The sequence below is a fragment of the Dissulfurimicrobium hydrothermale genome (genome assembly GCF_022026155.1).
Lineage (GTDB): Bacteria > Desulfobacterota > Dissulfuribacteria > Dissulfuribacterales > Sh68 > Dissulfurimicrobium > Dissulfurimicrobium hydrothermale.
In genome coordinates, this window is the sequence record NZ_CP085041.1 from 491,958 (window position 1) to 509,826 (window position 17,869).

Annotated in this window: 12 protein-coding genes, 1 pseudogene and 1 riboswitch; of the genes and pseudogenes, 11 read left to right on the forward strand and 2 right to left on the reverse strand. The window is 55.6% G+C overall.

The window, feature by feature from the left end; all coding sequences use genetic code 11:
* Positions 1-334 precede the first annotated feature (334 nt).
* The 11 genes and pseudogenes from tkt to LGS26_RS02380 all read left to right on the forward strand — a co-directional run bounded on the left by tkt (position 335) and on the right by LGS26_RS02380 (position 16,027).
* A complete protein-coding gene (gene tkt, locus LGS26_RS02330; protein WP_237889822.1) occupies positions 335-2,341 on the forward strand; it encodes a transketolase in 2,007 nt (668 codons plus the stop codon).
* A gap of 11 nt (positions 2,342-2,352) precedes the next feature.
* Entirely contained in the window at positions 2,353-3,771 is a 1,419-nt protein-coding gene (pyk, locus tag LGS26_RS02335; RefSeq protein ID WP_237889057.1) for a pyruvate kinase, read from the forward strand.
* A 65-nt stretch (positions 3,772-3,836) separates the two neighbouring features.
* Entirely contained in the window at positions 3,837-4,901 is a 1,065-nt protein-coding gene (gene fba, locus LGS26_RS02340) for a class II fructose-bisphosphate aldolase (protein ID WP_237889058.1), read from the forward strand.
* Position 4,902: 1 nt separating this feature from the next.
* On the forward strand, positions 4,903-5,562 hold the full coding sequence (rpe, locus tag LGS26_RS02345) for a ribulose-phosphate 3-epimerase (RefSeq protein ID WP_237889059.1): 660 nt from the start codon (positions 4,903-4,905) through the stop codon (positions 5,560-5,562).
* A 118-nt stretch (positions 5,563-5,680) separates the two neighbouring features.
* A riboswitch (cobalamin riboswitch) is annotated at positions 5,681-5,826 on the forward strand.
* Positions 5,827-6,057: 231 nt separating this feature from the next.
* Positions 6,058-8,337 (forward strand): annotated as a pseudogene (metE, locus tag LGS26_RS02350) (5-methyltetrahydropteroyltriglutamate--homocysteine S-methyltransferase).
* A complete protein-coding gene (locus LGS26_RS02355; protein WP_237889060.1) occupies positions 8,334-9,755 on the forward strand; it encodes a sigma-54 interaction domain-containing protein in 1,422 nt (473 codons plus the stop codon). Before metE ends, LGS26_RS02355 begins: the two are co-directional and overlap by 4 nt.
* 283 nt (positions 9,756-10,038) lie before the next feature.
* Positions 10,039-11,025 carry a class II fructose-bisphosphatase gene (gene glpX / locus LGS26_RS02360; RefSeq protein WP_237889061.1) on the forward strand — a complete coding sequence of 329 codons (987 nt, stop codon included), beginning with the start codon at positions 10,039-10,041 and terminating at the stop codon, positions 11,023-11,025.
* 59 nt (positions 11,026-11,084) lie between these two features.
* Entirely contained in the window at positions 11,085-12,398 is a 1,314-nt protein-coding gene (locus LGS26_RS02365) for a ribulose-bisphosphate carboxylase large subunit (RefSeq protein ID WP_237889062.1), read from the forward strand.
* Positions 12,399-12,564: 166 nt separating this feature from the next.
* Positions 12,565-13,491: a phosphoribulokinase gene (locus tag LGS26_RS02370; RefSeq protein ID WP_237889063.1), complete on the forward strand. Its 927-nt coding sequence runs from the start codon at positions 12,565-12,567 to the stop codon at positions 13,489-13,491.
* A 48-nt stretch (positions 13,492-13,539) separates the two neighbouring features.
* Positions 13,540-14,769, forward strand: a complete 1,230-nt coding sequence (locus tag LGS26_RS02375) for a type I glyceraldehyde-3-phosphate dehydrogenase (RefSeq protein WP_237889824.1) — start codon at positions 13,540-13,542, stop codon at positions 14,767-14,769.
* Positions 14,770-14,818: 49 nt separating this feature from the next.
* A complete protein-coding gene (locus tag LGS26_RS02380; protein ID WP_237889064.1) occupies positions 14,819-16,027 on the forward strand; it encodes a phosphoglycerate kinase in 1,209 nt (402 codons plus the stop codon).
* On the opposite strand, the gene rfaD is transcribed toward LGS26_RS02380, so the two are convergent.
* Entirely contained in the window at positions 16,024-16,995 is a 972-nt protein-coding gene (gene rfaD, locus LGS26_RS02385) for an ADP-glyceromanno-heptose 6-epimerase (RefSeq protein WP_237889065.1), read from the reverse strand. The genes LGS26_RS02380 and rfaD overlap by 4 nt on opposite strands.
* Positions 16,996-17,095: 100 nt before the next feature.
* Positions 17,096-17,863: a 23S rRNA (guanosine(2251)-2'-O)-methyltransferase RlmB gene (gene rlmB / locus LGS26_RS02390; RefSeq protein WP_237889066.1), complete on the reverse strand. Its 768-nt coding sequence runs from the start codon at positions 17,861-17,863 to the stop codon at positions 17,096-17,098.
* Between the last annotated feature and the right edge of the window lie 6 nt (positions 17,864-17,869).

Here is a 17,869-nt window from a genome sequence, read left to right on the forward strand (position 1 = left end):
ACAGGACAACCAGCTGGTCAAAAATTTCAGCTATGCCGGTTGATTCAGGTCAGGCCTGGCAAAACCGTATGATATATGTGTCAATTACGTCCAAGTTGTACCCCTGTCCGCTTTCTCTTTGGGCCATTTATGGCACAGGCGTATTCTCATGTCCCTCCGTACTATGTTTGCAATAACTTATTGAAATAAATAGTTATTTGTTGTTGGTCTCAGTGTCTGACCGATTTGGCCTGATTCTTGGTTCTCTTCTCTGGAATAAAAACGAATAAAAAACGGCTGAAGGAACCAGCCGGGTTTCTTTACACCATGGTTTTGAAAAGGGGGAATCATGTCTTTGTCTACACGAAAAAAGATGGCGAATGCCATCAGAGTGCTCAGTATGGACGCCATCGAAAAGGCAAAATCGGGCCACCCGGGTACGCCCCTTGGTATGGCCGATATTGCCGAGGTGCTATGGAACGACTTTATGCGGCACAACCCGGCCAATCCCGGCTGGTTCAACAGGGACCGGTTTATCCTTTCAAACGGCCACGGTTCCATGCTGCTTTACAGCCTCCTTCATCTGTCAGGTTACGACCTGACTATAGAAGATATCAAACAGTTCAGGCGTCTGCATTCAAAGACCCCAGGCCACCCCGAGCATGGTCTGACTCCGGGTGTGGAAACGACCACCGGCCCCCTGGGCCAGGGGCTTGCCAATGCTGTGGGCATGGCGCTGGCAGAGAAGATGCTCGCGGCCCGGTTCAACCGGGATGGTTTCAACTTAGTTGACCACTTCACCTATGTGTTTGCCGGTGACGGATGTCTGATGGAAGGCATCTCCCACGAATGCTGTTCCCTTGCCGGCACCCTCGGCCTGGGAAAACTCATCCTTTTTTACGATGACAACGGTATATCCATCGACGGCCCGGTGGACGCCTGGTTTTCCGATGACACCCCGAAGAGGTTTGAGGCCTATGGCTGGCATGTCGTCCGGGATGTGGACGGCCACAATCCGGACGCCATCAAAAGGGCCATTATCGAGGCGCGCGCCCAGACCCTGAAGCCCAGCATCATCTGCTGCAGGACTGTAATCGGCTGTGGCGCGCCCAATGCCTGCGGCAAGGCAAGCTGCCACGGCGCTCCTCTCGGCCAGGACGAAATCGCGGCGGCGCGGGAGAGGCTTGCCTGGCCCTATGAACCCTTTGTGATTCCCGAAGACATTTACGCCGGTTGGGACGCCAGAGAAAAGGGTGCGCGAATGGAGCAACAGTGGAATGAGATGCTTGCCGCCTACCGGAAGAGCTATCCGGAACTGGCCTTGGAATTTGAAAGAAGGATCGCCGGCAAGCTGCCGGAATCATTTTCCGGCCAGGCCGTAGAATTTATAAAAGATATTGAAGCAGCCGGCAGGGATATGGCCACCCGCAAGGCCTCCCAGGAGGCCATAGGGAGATATGCGTCATATCTCCCTGAACTTGTTGGCGGGTCGGCTGACCTTACCAGTTCAAATCTCACCAACTGGTCGGGCACCAGGCCGGTCCGGCCTGCTTCTGATTTTGACGGCAACTATGTGCATTACGGGGTCAGGGAATTTGCCATGGCCGCCATGATGAACGGCATGGCCCTGCACGGCGGCTTCATCCCCTATGGAGGTACCTTCCTGGTGTTTTCCGATTACGCACGAAACGCCATGCGCATGTCAGCCCTGATGAAACTCCGGGTCATCTATGTGCTTACCCATGATTCCATCGGTACGGGCGAGGACGGGCCGACCCATCAGCCTGTTGAACATATTGCCAGTCTGCGTCTGATTTCCGGCATGAGCCTCTGGCGTCCGGCGGATGCAGTGGAGACCGCGGTGGCCTGGCAGGCGGCCATTGAAAATGAAAACGGGCCAACCTGTCTGATCCTCTCCCGCCAGACGCTGCCGCACATCGAGCGGCAGCCGGAACAGATGGAAAATATAGCAAGGGGCGCCTATGTGCTGAGAGACTGCCAGGGAAGACCTGAGGCGATCATCATTGCCACCGGCTCGGAGGTGGGGCTCGCCCTTGCGGCGGCCCTGGAGCTTGACAGGATGGGACACCCCATCCGGGTGGTGTCCATGCCGTCAGTGGACCGTTTTGAGGCCCAGGACAGCGAATACCGGAAGGCGGTACTGCCTTCTGATGTTGCCCGCAGGGTGGTGGTAGAGGCCGGCCACACCGGGTGTTGGCACAGGTATGCGGGCAGCAGGGGCCGGGTTATAGGGATAGACAGCTTCGGGAAGTCCGGCCCGGGCAATGAGCTGTTCAAACATTTTGGTTTTGAGGTGCAGCCGATAGTGGATACCGTGCTCAAGGTAATACAAGGGATTTAATGGGAGCCGGGATGAGAAGGACCAAGATCGTTGCCACCCTGGGGCCGGCAACAGACCCTCCCGGTGTTCTGAAAGAGATGATCGTCGCGGGGGTGGACGTGGTCCGCCTGAATTTTTCGCACGGCACGGGCCATGACCACCGCCGACGGGCCGAGGAGGTTCGCCGGATTGCCGCAGAACTGGGGCGGGAAGTGGGGATCATGGCGGATATCCCCGGCGCCAAGATTCGTATTACCAGATTTGCTGATGGTCAGGTGGACATTGCCGAGTCAGACGTCTTTGTCCTTGACCCGGAAATCCCGCCTGGGGCAGGGACCAGGGCTGGGGTTGGCATAAACTACCACAATCTTGCCGCAGATGTAGCGCCTGGGGATACCCTGCTGCTGGATGACGGCCGCATTGTTCTACAGGTGGAGAAGATAGAGCAGAAAAAAATTTTCTGCCGGGTGCTGGAAGGCGGAACGCTTTCCGGCAACAAGGGTGTCAACCGTCTGGGAGGAGGGTTGACGTCACACGCCCTCGGGACCAGGACCCGCCATGACATGGAAAAGGCCGTGGCCCTGGATGCGGACTACGTGGCGGTTTCGTTTCCAAAATGCGGGCAGGATATTATCCGGGCCAGAAAATCTCTGAACGACATGGGTTTTACCGGGGGCATCGTCGCCAAAATTGAATGTAGTGAGGCCCTCTACGCCCTGGATGAGATTATAAAAGCGGCTGACGTTGTCATGATCGCCCGTGGCGACCTGGGTGTAGAGATCGGCGAGGCCGGACTGCCGGCGGTACAGAAGCAGATCATCAGACAGACAAGATGCCTGAACCGGGTGGTGATCACCGCTACCCAGATGATGGAGTCCATGATTGAAAACCCCATACCCACCAGGGCCGAGGTCTTTGATGTGGCCAACGCGGTACTGGACGGTACCGATGCGGTCATGCTCTCGGCCGAGACCGCTGTCGGCCGGTTTCCGGTCAAGACAGTGCGCCACATGGCCCAGATCTGCATGGAGGCGGAAAAGCAGGATGTGGCCAGGACCTCCCGTCACCGGATTGACACCCGGTTTTCCCACATTGACGAGACCTTGGCCATGTCCGTCATGTACGCCGCCAATCACCTGGAGGTAAAGGCCATATCGGTGCTGACCGAGTCTGGCAAGACGCCCATGCTGATGTCGCGGATTAGTTCAGGGGTTTCGATCTACGCCCTTGCCCGTCACGAGAAGACCCTGCGGCGGATGACCCTCTTCAGGGGTGTGTACCCGGTACCTTTTGATATCACATCCGTCAGCGCCCCGGAACAACATGCCGAGGCAGCAGCCAGGCTTGTCCGGATGGGCGCCGCAATGGAGGGGGATATCGTCATCACCGCCTGCGGCGACCTTCCCGGCAAGGGGGGCGGCACAAATTCGATGAAGATCGTCAAGGTGTAATGAGCCGTCCCGCGCCGGGCCGACACGGGACGAGGGGGAAAACAAAAAAACAAAAGGAGGATATTATGGCATTTATTTCTCTCCGGCAACTCCTGGATCATGCTGCTGAGCACGGTTATGGGGTTCCCGCTTTTAACGTCAACAACATGGAACAGGTGCGCGCCATCATGGAGGCGGCGCACGAGACCGGCAGTCCGGTAATTGTGCAGAGTTCCGCCGGGGCGCGCAGGTACGCCGGGGCTGTTTTTCTGCGGCATTTGATTCTGGCCGCCGTTGAGGAGTGGCCCCATATCCCGGTCTGTCTCCATCAGGACCACGGGGCCTCACCGGCCGTTTGTGTGCAGTCCATCCAGTCGGGATTTACCTCGGTTATGATGGACGGCTCCCTCCTGGAAGATGCGAAAACCCCATCCACCTATGAATACAATGTCGCGGTCACCAGCAAAGTCGTGGAAATGGCCCATGGGTGCGGCGTGTCTGTGGAGGGTGAACTTGGCGTGCTGGGTTCGCTTGAGACCGCCCTGGCCGGCAAGGAGGATGGTGTTGGCGCGGATGGGGTTCTCGCCAGGGAGCAGATGCTCACCGACCCGGAACAGGCAGCGGACTTTGTGAAAAAAACCAAAGTGGACGCCCTGGCCATCGCCATCGGTACCAGCCATGGGGCCTACAAGTTCTCGAGACCGCCTTCCGGCGATATCCTGGCCATTGACAGGATAAAGGAGATACATGCCAGGATACCGGATACCCACTTGGTCATGCACGGTTCTTCCAGCGTGCCCCAGGAGTGGCTGATGATCATCAACGAATATGGCGGGGATATTGGTGAGACCTACGGGGTACCGGTGGAAGAGATCCAGGAGGGCATCCGGCACGGGGTGCGCAAGGTCAATATCGACACAGACCTCCGCCTGGCGTCCACCGGTGCGGTCAGACGTCACCTGGCAGAAAATCCAAAGAATTTTGACCCAAGAAAATTCCTGCAGGCCGCCACCGAGGCCATGAAGGATATCTGCCGGCAGCGTTTCGAGGCCTTTGGCTCGGCAGGCCAGGCGGAAAAAATAAGACCGCTTGCCCTGGATGTCATGGCAGAGCGCTATGCCGCTGGCGCCCTAGACCCGGAGGTTGATTGAGATGCCGGTGCTCTCTCCTTCGCTCCTTTCGGCGGATTTCGGTTGCCTGGCCCGGGAGCTCGCCGCCCTTGAAGAGGCCGGTCTTTCCTGGGTGCACTGGGATGTGATGGATGGCATGTTTGTGCCCAATATCACCATTGGCCCGGCCGTGATTGCCAGTTGCCGGAAAGACAGCAACCTGTTTTTTGACGTGCATCTCATGGTCGAACGGCCCGGTCGGTTCATCGGGCAGTTCGTGGATGCCGGCGCCGACCTCATCTGCGTCCATGCCGAGGCGGAGACGCATCTTGAACGAACGGTCAGCGAGATAGCCAGGCTTGGGGCGCGGTCTGCCGTGGCCCTGAACCCGCACACGCCTCTAGCTATGGTGGAATACCTCCTGCCCCAGCTTTATATGGTGCTGGTCATGGGCGTCAATCCTGGTTTCGGCGGCCAGAAGTTCATCCCTTTCTGCCTTGAAAAGACCAGGCGGCTGAAGGAAATGATCATCGCCCAGGATGCGGCAACCCTGATAGAGATAGATGGCGGCGTGACCCTTGAAAATGCATCCTCTCTGTCTGCGGCCGGCGCCGACATCCTGGTTTCGGGCTCGGCATTTTTTGCCTTTCCTCCCTACCGGCAGCGTCATGAGGCCTTTATGGCCGCCGTGGCAAAACAATAGTAGAACGCGAAGGCGAATGAGCAGTGACGAGACAGTACATTATAATAAATACGTCGAGGAGCCGCGCAGCGAAGCCGACAAAGTTATAATTTGGAATTGGAATACACATGCGGGAAACGGAAGACGGTGAGAGTCCGTCGCAGACGCGCTGCTGTGATCGGGTCTGACAGCATGGCTGCATCCACTGGGAAAGCCCGGGAAGGATGGGGCCGAGCAAGAGGTGCTGTCACCAGGGGGCATGCCCTGGCCCGTAAGCCAGAAGACGCCCTGCCTGTGTTTGCCTGTTGAGGACCTCGCGCCTGGGTCCAGGAGGATAACTGATGATATGCCGCCACAGCCTTTTTTCAGGTCGATCATGGCCTGTGCTGCGTCTTGTTCTCTCCTGTTCCCTCCGCGATTTTCCTCTTCATGATCTAACAAAAAAGCATCGCCAGGCAGTTATGTTGATGTTTTAGTAGCACGTTTTTTAAAAATGTGTTAAAAAAGGAGGCAGTTATGCTGACACATAACCTGGGGTTTCCGAGAATAGGACGCAACAGGGAACTGAAATGGGCCCTTGAGGGGTTCTGGCAGGGCCGGATCTCGAAGAGACAGCTTCTGGATACCGCCAGAGAAATCCGGCTTGAGAACTGGCGAATACAGAAAGATGCAGGCATTGACCTGGTGCCGGTCGGAGATTTTTCCCTTTACGACCACATCCTGGACATGACAGCGACACTTGGTGCGGTTCCGGAACGGTTCGGATTTGAAGGCAACGAGGTTGATCTGGATACCTACTTCCGCATGGCCCGGGCAGAGGACGAATCTGGTCCTGCTGCCATGGAGATGACCAAGTGGTTTGACACCAACTACCACTACATTGTCCCTGAATTTTGGCCGGGGCAGGTCTTCCGTCTTTCGTCCTCCCGGCTGTTCCGGCAGGTGCAGGAGGCCCGCCAGTCAGGGGTGCAGCCAAAACCGGTACTCCCCGGACCCTTTACCTATATTTACCTTGGCAAGGGCATGGAACCGGGTTTTGACCGCTGGGAGCACCTGGACGAGATTGTCGGGGCATACTGCAAAGTTCTGGCAGGGCTTGGCAAGGAGTGCCAATATATCCAGATGGACGAGCCGATACTTGTCCTTGATCTTGACCGGAAGATGCTTGAACGGATGATCAACGCCTACGACCGCCTGGCAAAGGCGGCAGGTAACGCCAAGATCATGATCGCCACCTATTTCGGGGAGATCGCACATCCGGCTACAGCGATTAAGATCCCGGTCGCTGCCTTCCACCTTGATCTTGCCCAGTCCCCGGGCCAGCTCGGCGCGGTGTTGGAAAACCTGCCGGACCACACGGCCCTCTCCATGGGCGTGGTGAATGGCCGCAACATCTGGCGGGTGGACATGGACTGGGCCATCGACTTGGTGTGCCAGGCTGGCAAGGTCCTGGGCCAAGACAGGATCATGGTCGCCCCCTCCTGCTCGCTCCTGCATGTGCCGATGGATATTGCCGGAGAAAATGGTCTTGATCCTGAAATCAGAACCTGGTTGGCCTTTGCCAGGGAAAAATGTTTTGAGGTCGCGGCCATTGCTGATGCGGCTTCCGGCGGGCAGCCTGACGCTCTCATCGAAAACCGGAAAATCCTGGCGGCCCGCAGGGCATGCACGCGCAGGATGGATCCCGGTGTCAGGGACAGGCTGGCATCAATCTCCGAGCAGATGTTTACGCGTAGCTCCCCTTTCCCTGAGCGGAAAAAGGCGCAGTCCGCGCTTCTCGACCTGCCTATCCTGCCGACTACAACCATTGGTTCGTTCCCGCAGACAGGGGAAATCAGGGCCATACGCAAGAGATACCGCCAAGGTGAGGCAGACCGCGAAGAATATGTCCAAAGCATGAAAGAATACATTGAATTCGCCGTGCAGCAGCAGGAGAAGGCGGGGCTTGATGTACTGGTGCACGGCGAGCCAGAACGAAACGATATGGTGGAGTATTTCGCGACAAAGCTTGACGGGTTCTGTCTTACGGAAAATGGCTGGGTGCAGAGCTATGGTTCCCGTTGCGTGAAACCCCCGATTATCTATGGTGATGTCTCCCGGCCGCATCCCATGACCATTTTGTGGTCAACCTTTGCCCAGTCCCTTACGAAAAAACCCATGAAGGCAATGCTCACCGGGCCGGTGACCATCCTGCGCTGGAGCTTTGTCAGGGATGATCAGCCGCAGCGGGATACCTGCTTCCAACTGGCCCTTGCCATCCGGGATGAGGTATAGGACCTGGAACAGGCCGGCATGAAAATCATCCAGATCGACGAACCCGCGCTCAGGGAAGGACTGCCTCTCAGACAGAGAGACCGGCAGCAATACCTTGACTGGGCCGTGGCCGCCTTCCGGCTTGCTACCAGCGGGGTCAGGGACCAAACCCAGATTCACACCCACATGTGCTACTGCGAGTTCAACGATATCATGGACGCCATCGCCAGGATGGATGCCGATGTCATCAGCATGGAGGCAAGCCGCAGCAGGATGACGCTGCTTGATACCTTCCGTGACTTCCACTATCCAAACGATATAGGTCCGGGCATAATCGACGTCCACAGTCCGAGGGTGCCGGCCATTGACGAACTGACCGACCTCCTACGCCTTGCCCTGGAGGGTATTCCCCCGGAAAAGCTCTGGGTAAACCCTGACTGCGGCCTGAAAACCAGGACCTGGCCCGAGGTGGAGGCCATGCTCAGGAACATGGTAGCTGCGGCCAGACAATTGAGAAACGAGCTGGGGAGCCGGAAAAGGTGAGTTTGCTCTCCAATCCTCAAAAAACCAGCGAAGATGCCTTTTCGGTCGGGCCCTCCATGAGACTGCTGGTCGTCGGACCGGGAAGGCAGTGTGCAACCCTGCTTGAGACCCTTTCAAATATCCAGGGCTGCATGCTTGTTGGCCTTCTGGATATTGACGCCGACCCGTCAAGCCTTGAACTGGCCAGGAGGCTTGATATTTCCCTCTGGAACGAATGCGCTCAGCTCAGGCGCTTACCACCGCCCGACATCGTACTCTTTGTTGATCAGGGACAGAAAGACTGCCTTGCCACATTTGGCTCTGAAGGGACGACCATCCTGCATGGCACCGCTGTCCGGTTGGTCCAGCTTCTTGTCAGGGAGTGCCAGCGTATCTGGGATTTTGAAACAAAATACAAGGTCACCAAGAGGGAGTATGATCTCTATATCCAGCAGGGAGGGCCTATTATCGGCAAGTCACGGCAGATCGAAATGGTCAGGGAGATGATCGCCCAGGTGGCGCCGACGCCCACCACCGTGCTGCTGCTCGGAGAGACCGGCACCGGCAAGGACCTGGTGGCCAGGAGTATCCACCAGGCCAGTCATCTGCAGGACCAGCCGTTCATCACAGTAAACTGCACCGCCCTCACCTCCACCCTGATTGAAAGCGAGCTCTTCGGCTATGTGAAAGGCGCCTTTACCGGCGCTGAAAAAGACTGCAAGGGGTTGTTGGAAGAGGCCCACAACGGGACCGTCTTTCTGGATGAGATCGGCGACATGAAGATGGAACTGCAGGCCAAGATGCTCCGGTTTCTGCAGACAGGAGAGATCAGGCCGGTCGGCTCGTCGCTCACAAAGAGGGTAAAAGTGCGCGTGATTGCCGCCACCAACAGGAACCTGGAAGAGGCCATCAAGCAGGGCGATTTCCGGCAGGATCTCTTTTACCGGCTCAATACCTTCACCATCGTCCTTCCCAGCCTCCGCCACAGGACCGAGGACATCCCCTACCTCGCCTACCAATTCCTCACCAAGGCGGAACACAGGCTCAACAAAAAGATTAATGGGATCTCGGATGAGGCCCTGGAAGTGCTCATGAATTATGACTGGCCGGGCAATGTGCGGGAGCTTGAAAACGTTATCGAACGGGCGGTTATTGTCTGTACAGACGGGATTATCAACCCCGGACACCTGGCGATTCCCATCCCCCAGTCCATGAAAAACCATCCGCCGGCTGGAGGCGAAGGAAAACTTCCAAAATTAAAGACATCGCGCGACCGGTTCCTTGCCGATTACGAAAGGCAGGAGATACTCCATTACCTGAAAAAGGCAGAGGGAAACGTAAGCCAGGCCTCAAGACTCTCAGGTATCCCGAGGCGCACATTGTACCGCCTCATAAAAAAGCACGGGATCACACGTCCTGTGCCAGATCAGACACGTTGAGACCTCCGCCCTTCCTGCCGGATGTGCCGGAGAAGGCACAGACAAACCCCGCCGTTCTGCCGGCCCGTCTGCTAATTGCACCAATAATATATTGAAATCATAGTCTTTTTATAACAAGCCCGCTTGCAGTAGTCCTGTGGCACGGTAGTTGTATTTCTAACTTGACCAGCACGGCTGCAAACACCTTGGCAGTAATCAGCCCCGACGAATGATGAATATCACCACGGACACAGGGCTTCATCCAAGGAAATTTTCTACAACCCGTTACATGGAGGTCCCATACATGAAGGAAACACCGCAACATAATCTTGGCATTGACCTGGGGCGGGTTACAGAGGCCGCGGCCCTGACAGCTGCCCGCTGGATGGGAAAAGGCGACAAGGAAAAGGGCGACAAGGCCGCGGTAGACGCCATGCGGATCAGCTTTGACTCCGTGGATATCCGTGGGGTGGTGGTCATTGGCGAAGGAGAGAAGGACAAGGCGCCCATGCTCTTCAATGGTGAGCAGGTAGGCTCCGGCCGGGGGCCGGAAATGGACGTGGCCGTGGACCCGGTGGAGGGGACGAGGCTGCTTGCCTATGGCCGTCCCAATGCCATCTCGGTGGTGGCCGCGGCCCCCAGGGGCAGCATGTATGACCCAGGGCCGGCCTTTTACATGAAAAAGCTGGTCGCCCCGGCCGAGGCCAGGGGAAAACTGGACATCAAGGCCCCTGTGGCCGACAACCTGAAAAGGGTGGCACAGGCCCTTGGCAAGGATGTTGATGACCTTGTGGTGTTTGTCCTGGACAAGGAGCGGCACAGGAAGCTTGTCCAGGAGATCAGGGCTGCGGGGGCCCGTATCCAGCTCCACACCGACGGCGACGTGGCCGGGGCGCTCATGGCCGTGATGCCGGGCACCGGCGTTGACCTGATGATGGGCACTGGCGGGACCCCCGAGGGGGTGCTTGCTGCCACGGCCATCAGGATCATGGGGGGAGAGATGCAGGGCATGCTTGATCCCCAGTCGGATGCGGAGAAAAAGGCGGTACTGTCGGCCGGATACCGGCTTGAACAGGTATTGACTACCGAGGAACTCATCAGGGGCGATGACGTGTTCTTTGCCGCCACAGGGATCACCGGCGGCAGCTTTCTCAGGGGGGTGGAATTTACCGGCAAGGGCGCCAGGACGTTTTCCATGGTCATGAGGGGACTCACTGGCACCATCCGGTACATAGAGGCCCATCACAACCTTGAGACGCTCATGCGAATAAGCGCCATCAAATATGACTGAGATTCCAGAAGGATGGGGTTTCTAAACAATTATTTTCAACTCAAAAAAAGGAGAAAAACATGGGCACAATCACAGCGGAAAAAGGCGTAAAACCATACGCGGACGCCTACTACAAGCCGGATATGGAGCCAGGCGACGACTATATTCTGGTCGCCTTCAAGATAAGGCCCAGGAAGGACGTGGATATCATCGAGGCTGCATCGGCCGCATGCGCAGAGTCTTCCACCGGCACCTGGACCGAGATAGATCGAGAGATCTCCGGACGGCTGCCAAGTTATGTGTACCGGGTGGAGGGGGATATGGCCTATGTGGCCTATCATCCGGACCTGGTAGAAAAGGGCAGTCTCTCCAATATCTTGAGCAGCCTGGCCGGCAATATCTTCGGCATGAAGGCGGTTGACGGTATCCGCATCGAGGACATGCGTTTTCCCAAAGAGATCGTCAAGTCCTTTCCCGGCCCGGTCCAGGGCATTCAGGGTGTACGGGAACTCCTCGGCGTCTATGACCGGCCGCTGACCGGCTCCACCATCAAACCTAAGTTGGGACTTACCGCCAAGGAACACGCAAAACGATGCTACGAAACCCTCAGAGGCGGCCTTGACACCGTCAAGGACGATGAAAACCTGGGCAGCCAGGGTTTCAATCCCTTTGATGACCGGGTGAGATACACCCTTGAGATGGTCCGGAAAGCCGAGGCCGAGACCGGGGAAAGGAAGGGGTACTGGTGCAACGTGACCGCCGGCGACACGGAAGAGATGCTGCGCCGGGCGGCCCTGGTCAAAGAACATGGCGGCCGGTTCGTGATGATTGACTTTGTGGTGGCGGGTTTCACTGCAGTAGCCTCCCTGCGAAAGGAAATTGAGCGGATGGGAGGACTCGCCCTGCACGGCCACCGGGCCATGCACGCCGCCTATGACCGGGTTCCATACCATGGCGTGGATTACAGGGTGATCTCCAAGTGGGCCAGGATGATAGGACTGGATCACATCCACATGGGGACCGGGGTTGGCAAGCTCGAGGGCACCAGGACCGAGCTTGCAGAACGGCTTGAGATCCTCAGAGAACGGAACAGCAAGGTGGTGAACGGCATGCGGTTCATGCAGCCCTGGGAAGACCTGAAACCCGTATTTCCAGTGGCGTCAGGGGGGCTTCATCCAGGGCATGTGCCAATACTTTTTGACATCTTCGGCAAGGACGCCATCTGGGCCTTTGGCGGTGGCGTCCACGGACATCCACGCGGAAGCCAGGCTGGGGCCGCCGCTGTCCGTGAAGCTGTTGAAGGGGTCGTGGCCGGCAAGTCGTTGGATCAGATCGCGCGACAGAGCCGGGAACTCAGAGAGGCCCTTGCGATCTGGGCTGAAGTGAAATTTTAACCACAGGGAACCTGCTGCAAAACGAGAAGTTCGGCCTCAGGCAAGGCGCGAGGAAGGTGAAAAGGCGGGGCATACTCCCTGTATGTGAGCATTTTCCGCCGACGAGTAACGCAGCATCAAGCCGAAATCCGAAGTTGTGCAGTAGGTTTACAGGATGAGGAAGATCATGGGAAACAATCGCCCAATACTGTTGGGGGTAGTCGGAGACAGCGGCACCGGCAAAACCACCTTTACCAAGGGAATTGAAGACACACTCGGGCCGGACCGGGTAACCGTTATCTGCATAGACGACTATCACAGATACAACAGGGTCCAGCGCAAGGAAAAGGGGATATCGGCCCTGCACCCGGAGTGCAACTATATCGACATCATGGAACAGCACCTGTACTGTCTGCGCCGGGGAGAGCCGATACTGAAGCCGGTTTACAATCATTCCACGGGGTGTTTCGATCCTCCCGAGTATATCAAACCAAAGGAGTTTGTCATCATTGAGGGGTTGCTCGGTTTTTATACCCGGAGGATGCGGGATGTCTTTGACGTGAAGTTGTACCTGGACCCCGAGAAGGGCCTGCGGGTGGACTGGAAGATAGCCCGGGACACCCAGAAACGAGGATATACCCGGGACGATGTGATCGAATCCTTGAAAAGACGGGAGGAGGTTTCAAAAAGATACATTCGTCCACAACGGGTGTACGCGGACATTGTGGTTTCTTTTTACCGTCCCAAGGGACTTGAAAAAGAGACCGGCAGCGGGCTCAACGTGCAGTTGATCCTGCGTCCAACCATCAGGCATCCTGATTTATCCCGGTTTATTGATTCAGGACTCATCCAGGAGCCATGCTGCATATCCGCAACCCTTGGCAGGGATGACGGTCTGCCGGTGGATATTATTAACATAACCCAGGATATTGCCCATAAAACCACTAGACGGGTCATGAAAATTGTCTGGGATCACCTACCCGGCATTGCCATGCCGAAAACCTATATTGGCAAATACCACGATGGGAATGAGGTCAAGATCAGCAATCCCCTGGCCATTGCGCAGCTCATTGCCAGTTATCACCTGATGAATATGAAACTTGAAGAACGGTAACTTCACAGGAGGACAGTCATGATAAGCATTGAGAATGAAAGGCGCCCAATAAAACTTGGTATCAACGGCCTTGGCAGGATAGGCAAACTGAGCCTCTGGAATCAGGTGGCTGAGCGGGCGTTTTCCGAGATCGTGGTGAACATAGGTAGACAGGTTGGACAGGGACTTCAAGACATAGCCGCCTCGATTGAGCGTGACAGTACGTATGGCAGGCTCGGTAATTATATCTATGGATTCAAGGGTGGCAGGCTTATAGAGAATCTCAATGAAGAAAAGGGGACTATGACCATAGACGGCATGCCGGTTACGATCCTGCGGGAGAATCGGAATCCGAAGGATATAAACTGGGCCCAGCACGGCGTGCGTCTTGTGTTGGACTCCACAGGGGTATTCACCGATCCGACTACACCTGCTGAACACCCTAAGGGCGCCTTGAGGGGGCATCTTGAGGCAGGGGCCTCAAAGGTCGTGCTCTCCGCCCCGTTCAAGATAAAAGACAAGGCGTTGCCTATGCCAGAGGACGCCGTAACTACGGTCATGGGTATCAACGAGGACGATTATATACCCAGCAAACACGTGCTCATATCAGCCGCATCGTGTACAACTACATGCCTTTCCTATATGGTGAAGCCCCTTCTGGATCATTTCGGCGCAAGCCGCATATTGTCTGCATCAATGGTAACCGTTCACGCCGCAACAGGCAGCCAGGTGGTGCTTGACAGGCTCCCTACCGCCGGTTCGAAGGATTTGAGAAAGCATAGGAGCATCATGAACAACATCATACTCACCACCACTGGTGCGGCAAAGGCCTTGGCCCTTGTGTTGCCTGAGATGAAGAAGATAGGTTTCATCGCCGAGTCTGTGCGTATACCAACGCCTACCGGCTCTATTGTGATACTGGTCTTGAGCATTCAGGACGAGAGCGTGGAAAACCCCATAAAGCGCGACGTCATAAACAATATCTATAAAGAGGCGGCCGATGGGCCGATGAAGGGAAGACTCATATACACAGAGGAACAGGATGTCTCGTCGGACATAGTAGGCGCCCCGCGTGCCGCAGCCATAATCGAGGGCGCTGAGACGCACACCCGTACCGCTGTGATCGAGGTGGACCCGAGGCTTGCATGTAAGGGAATAGGTGGTGCCGGGATCACTTGCACATCGATCCAGATCCCTGTAACCCAGGCGGTCATTTATGCCTGGTATGACAATGAACTCGGCAGTTATACCTATATGCTCGGGGAGAGGTTGGCGTCTGTGGCTGATTCGATACTGTAATGGGCGGGTCTTGGGAAAGGGTTATGGGTCCTTAAAAGGGGATGTGGTCATGATAAGATATATAGATGAGATGGTGTTGAAGGATAAACGGGTGCTCATGCGGGTGGACTTCAATGTGCCGCTCGACGACTCCGGTGAAATAACCGACGACAGCCGTATAAGGGCAGCGCTGCCAGGTATCCGTTTCGCCCTTGAATCAGGGGCAAGGCTGATACTCTGTTCGCACCTTGGAAGACCTAAGGGCGAGAGGATAGAAAAGTACAGCCTCAGGCCGGTTGCAAAGAGGCTCGGCGGGCTTTTGGATATGGATGTGCCCCTTGCCCCTGACTGCATCGGCCCTGATGTCGAAAAGGCAGTGCAGGGGCTCAAGGACGGGGGTGTCCTGATGCTTGAAAACCTTAGATTCCACCCGGGTGAGACCAAAAATGACCCTGACTTTGCAAAGGCCCTTGCCGCCCTTGCCGATGTCTATATAAACGATGCATTTGCCGTGTCGCACAGGGCGCATGCGTCGGTTGCAGGGGTGACTGAATTTGTAACGTCCTGTGCGGCTGGGTTTTTGCTTAAAAAAGAGCTTGCCTATTTTAAAAAGGCGCTTGAAGAGCCGGTGCGGCCGCTTGTGGCCATCCTTGGCGGTGCCAAGGTGTCGAATAAGCTCGGCGCCATAGAGAATATCATCAAGAAGGTGGACAGGCTCATTATAGGCGGGGCCATGGCAAACACCTTTCTCCTCGCTATGGGTTTCAGGATAGGCTCGTCACTCATTGAGGCGTCCCTGGTTAAGACTGCAGGGGAGATTGTGAAACATGCAAGGGAGAAGGACGTCAAGTTCTATCTGCCCGTGGACTTTGTCATAGCCGAAGAGATGAAGAAAGATGCAGTCACAAAGATAGTCACCGCACAGGAGATACCCCCTGGCTGGATGGCCCTTGACATAGGCCCTGCCACTGTAAGGCTCTTCCGTGAGGCTGTTGATGACGCCAGGACCATCGTATGGAACGGCCCGATGGGCGCATTTGAGTTCGATTCCTTTGCGATGGGCACCATGTCGTTAGCCCGGGCCATAGGGGAGTGCCATGCGCTCAGTATAGTTGGCGGCGGCGATACAGATGCCGCCATCCACAAGGCCAAGGAAGAGGGCAATATCTCCTATATGTCCACCGGTGGTGGGGCCTTTCTGGAGCTGCTGGAGGGTAAGGAACTGCCAGGGATAGTGGCGTTACATTATTGCCGTACAGTTAACGCTATGCGGTCCTAAAATCCGAAGTACTTATTTTTCAAAAGATAGTTTTTAACATAATCAGTTACGCCGTCTTCCAAGGTAGTTATGGGATTTGAGTAACCGGCCCTTTTTATCTTTTCGAGTCTTGCCTCGGTAAAGTATTGATATTTTCCCGCAAGATGCTCAGGAAGGTCGATATATTCGATATTTACAGGCCTGTCCAGGGCGTTGAATATCGCGGTCACCAAGTCGTTCCATGTGCGCGCCCTGCCCGAACCCACGTTGAACAGCCCATTTTTTTCTTTTTTATCGAGAAAGAACAAGGTCATATCAACGGCGTCTTTAACGTAAATAAAATCGCGCATCTGCTCACCGTCTTTGTAGTGCGGATTCCTCGATTTGAATAGCTTCACCCTCCCCGTATCCATGATCTGTTCGAATGCCTTATGGACCACGCTGCGCATATCTCCTTTGTGATATTCATTAGGGCCGAACACATTGAAATATTTCAAACCGACGATCCTGCCTATGACCCCTTTCTTAACAGCCCAGATATCAAAGAGGTTTTTAGAATAGCCATACATATTGAGAGGGCGCAGAAGACGGCACAGGTCTTCGCTGTCGTCAAAGCCAAGGGAGCCATCGCCGTATGTGGCAGCGGAAGAGGCGTAGATAAATCTGATATCCCTTTCAAGGCAGTATTGTGCAAGTTTTTTTGTATATTCATAGTTGTTTCGGAGTAGGTGGTCGGCGTCTTTTTCTGTTGTGGATGAGTTTGCCCCCATATGGATAACGGATCTGGCGTCAAAGTTCAGCCCGGCCTTGATTTTGTCTATAAATTCGTCTTTATTTATAAAATCGTAATAGTTCAGCCCGACAAGATTCTTCCATTTTTCGTCATGGCCAAGCTCATCGACAATAATAACCCTGTCTTCTCCAAGGGTGTTCAATCTCCAGACTATCGAGCTGCCTATAAAACCCGCGCCCCCGGTTACAAGTATCAAATCAGATCCTCCTCAAGATATCTTGCGGCATCCTTTTTAGGGTTTGTCTTCCAATATGTGGTATTAAAGCCTTTCATCATGATGATATCCACCCCTGATCCTAGGATTTTGTCGGCCCCCTTCTCTGCCTCGTCACCTCGTATAAAAATACGCTTGCAGCCGATGCTGCATTGAGGGATCCTATCCCAGGATGCTGCGGTATAGAGGCGGTGATGTCGCAGGTCTTTTTGATCAACCAACGAATCCCTTCACCCTCTGCCCCGACTACAAGGCATATAGGCCCGGAAAGATCGACGTCCCAGACGACGGTCTCCGCCTCGGGGCTCAGCCCTACCACCCAAAGCCCCATGCCTTTGAGTGCGGCTAGCGCCCTTGCCAGGTTTGAGACCTCGCAGACCCTTATATGCGCAACCGCCCCAGACGATGCCTTGATAACCACGCCGTTTATCTCGGGGCAACTCCTTGACGGGACAATGACCGCCTGTGCCCCGAACGCCACGCATGAGCGTATGATCGCCCCCAGATTCTGGGGATCCGTTATCTGATCACATGCAACAAGAAGCGGCGTATGATCGCCCACGTGTCTAGGGAGCTCAGCAAGGTCTATCGGCCATATAGGCATGACTCGCGCCGTAACGCCCTGGTGTACAGCGCCCGGCGCTATAGTTTGTTTGTTAAAGTCTCGTACGCCTATAGGTTTTATACCGCATTCCAGGGCCAGAGTCAGGAGTTTACGCTGCCAGGGTCTGTTCCCGAACGATGGCAGCACGCATATCTCCCTTACAGCATCCGGGCATGTCTTTAAAAACTCCATTACAGGGTGTATGCCCCAGATCGTTACAGGCGCTCGGCCTTGAGATGTCTCCATTTATTC